Origin of the sequence: Mameliella sp. CS4, assembly GCF_019392335.1 — a bacterium.
Classification (GTDB): Bacteria; Pseudomonadota; Alphaproteobacteria; order Rhodobacterales; family Rhodobacteraceae; genus Antarctobacter.
On record NZ_JAHXRQ010000061.1, the window covers coordinates 1 to 2,188 of the forward strand.

At 56.1% G+C, this 2,188-nt stretch carries 2 protein-coding genes; both read right to left on the reverse strand.

The window, feature by feature from the left end; all coding sequences use genetic code 11:
• Window positions 1-106: 106 nt before the first annotated feature.
• A complete protein-coding gene (locus KZZ07_RS26455) occupies window positions 107-1,300 on the reverse strand; it encodes a GIY-YIG nuclease family protein (RefSeq protein ID WP_219519856.1) in 1,194 nt (397 codons plus the stop codon).
• Between the two features lie 11 nt (window positions 1,301-1,311).
• Window positions 1,312-2,139, reverse strand: coding sequence for a hypothetical protein (locus tag KZZ07_RS26460; protein WP_219519859.1), 828 nt, complete (start codon window positions 2,137-2,139; stop codon window positions 1,312-1,314).
• Window positions 2,140-2,188: the final 49 nt, after the last annotated feature.

The window sequence follows — 2,188 nt, forward strand, 5'->3', positions numbered from 1 at the left end:
AAGGCGCCCGCCAGACCCCAGCCGTTGGGGATTATTCCACCGGTTCACTGACCCATTTTGCTCCGGGATTGACAAGCTCCCGATCGGTACGTAATCTAGCCTCATTTCATTTCTTCATTACGATTTCTTGAGAGGGTACGTCGTACTCGAACAAATGAAGGCGCCCCTCTTCAATCAGTTTCGCCGCGCGGCCGACATGGTCCGGCAAAACGTAAAACCATTCCTTTGGAAAGACCTTCTTCCCGAAGCGATCGGTCACAAAGAGCTCTGCCGGCCTGGCCGCCGCGAAGAAGCGATGGAGAAGGTTCTCAACTTTGCGGCGGGACAGGTTTTGAAGCTCGTAGGTCGCGACGATGTCCACTGGTGCTAGCAAAAACGTTGGATCGTTACGAGCATCTGCAACCCGGCGCGCAACATCCTGACTGGTGACACCGATCTTGTGAAGGATCATTCGCTGAGTTCTGATCGACGGATCATCCGAGCGCGACCGAGCGACGTAAATTGTCCCAGACAATTCTAGTTGATCAGATTCCCAGTCCGGATCGAGGGGACCAAGCCCGACCTTCTGAACCATTCTGGCCGTCTTATCGTCGTTCAGCGACTTGCGGAACGAAGACATGAGAGGATCACTTTCCATGCCGTTGGAGAAGATGACCCGAAGTCTGTGATCACGAGAACCCCCTCTCGCGGACATTTCGGATTTCTCAGCGATCATCGCGAGTAGGCCGTTGCGGATGAAGAAGTCGCCTTCTATGGGCTCAATCACGGACCATTTCTTTACAGGTAGTGCTTGGCGGTCGCCCGCTTCCAAAGCCTGTTGCACCGCTTCAAAACGCTCTGCGAACTGGTCGAAATCGCGACAGGGAACAAATTCCGCCCGATGATCGGGCAAGTGTCGCTCTGCGGCAGGCGTCGTATGTTTCAAATCGATCAGAGACGAATCGACGGAAAGCTCTTCATCGTCGAAAATATCATCTAGGCTGTCAGGCACGTCAGAAACTAGCGGCTCATCTCGCCATGATTTCAATGGCTGCGCTGCCTCGTCGTCCAAGAGTCCAAACCGGTCCTCCAGCCGCATCTGGTCTGTCGGCGCAGACTTGATCGATGCCCAGATCGAACCGAGCCGCATCTCGTCATGGTCCACCGCATCAGGATCGGGAACGCGCCCGTGTTTCTCAAAGAACGCTGAGACTTCTCTCAGCGCGCCAGCCCCTTGGTCGGAAGCTACAATAGCGCGGCTGCCGCGCAGCCTAACGTCCAACAGTCCGAATTCATCGTCTTCCGCAAATATGTCATCCAAGCTCGGCCGAGTCATCGCATCGCGCCCTCGCGCAGCCGCTTCGCCTTCTCAGCTTTCAGCCAGGCCAGTGCCTCTGCCATCCGCTTCTCCAGGGGATCGGCAGAATGAACGTTCGGCTCACGTCCCTCACTGGCCCGGAACGCCTTGATCCTCGGCCAAAGTGTTCGAGCCTCGTCGCCGGTCATATTGACCCGCAATGCAACCATCGCCGATTGGACATGTGCCAAGAGCTCCGAGTTCAAAGACTTCGATGCGACCTCGAACCGTTCACGAAACGAGTTCACGCTATCGATGAGCTCAACATCGATGTCGCGGACGTTGATGAATTTCTTGACCATCTGCAGCAGCGTATTGGGGGCGCTGTCTCCGGCTTCATCCCCATCGTCGTCAGAAGCGTCCGCCTTGCCGGGGCTGCCGGTCAAAGGTGACTGCCCTTCAGCGAAGCCACGCTCAGCTTCTCGCCGCGCCAAAGTTAGCACGTTCATATGCGCCGCAAGGTGTTGCCGAACAGACTCGGCCTCTTCTGAATCCAGAGTTTCGTATCTGCGCTCGATGATGTCCGTCAGAACCATTTGCGTGGCAACCTCAGGCGCCGTGTCGGGAGAAAGGACCCGTCTATCCATTTCCTGGTAGGCGGTAGCCATCAAGTCGTGCATGTCCTTCTCGCAGATTTCCCGAGCTCGATCAGTGGGTGGCTCAATCAGTCCCTTGATACCGATTGTAACGTTGCCTTCGGCGTCAGTCCCGACCGGGGCACGCACGTCGCCATCCTCGCGCCGATAGAATTTGAAGTTGGGTGCCAACACCTGCTCTGACCTGCCCCCAAAGAACTGGGCCATTCAAAAGTAGAGTTTGTTCTCGTAACGTTCAAAACGACGAGGAGAACAG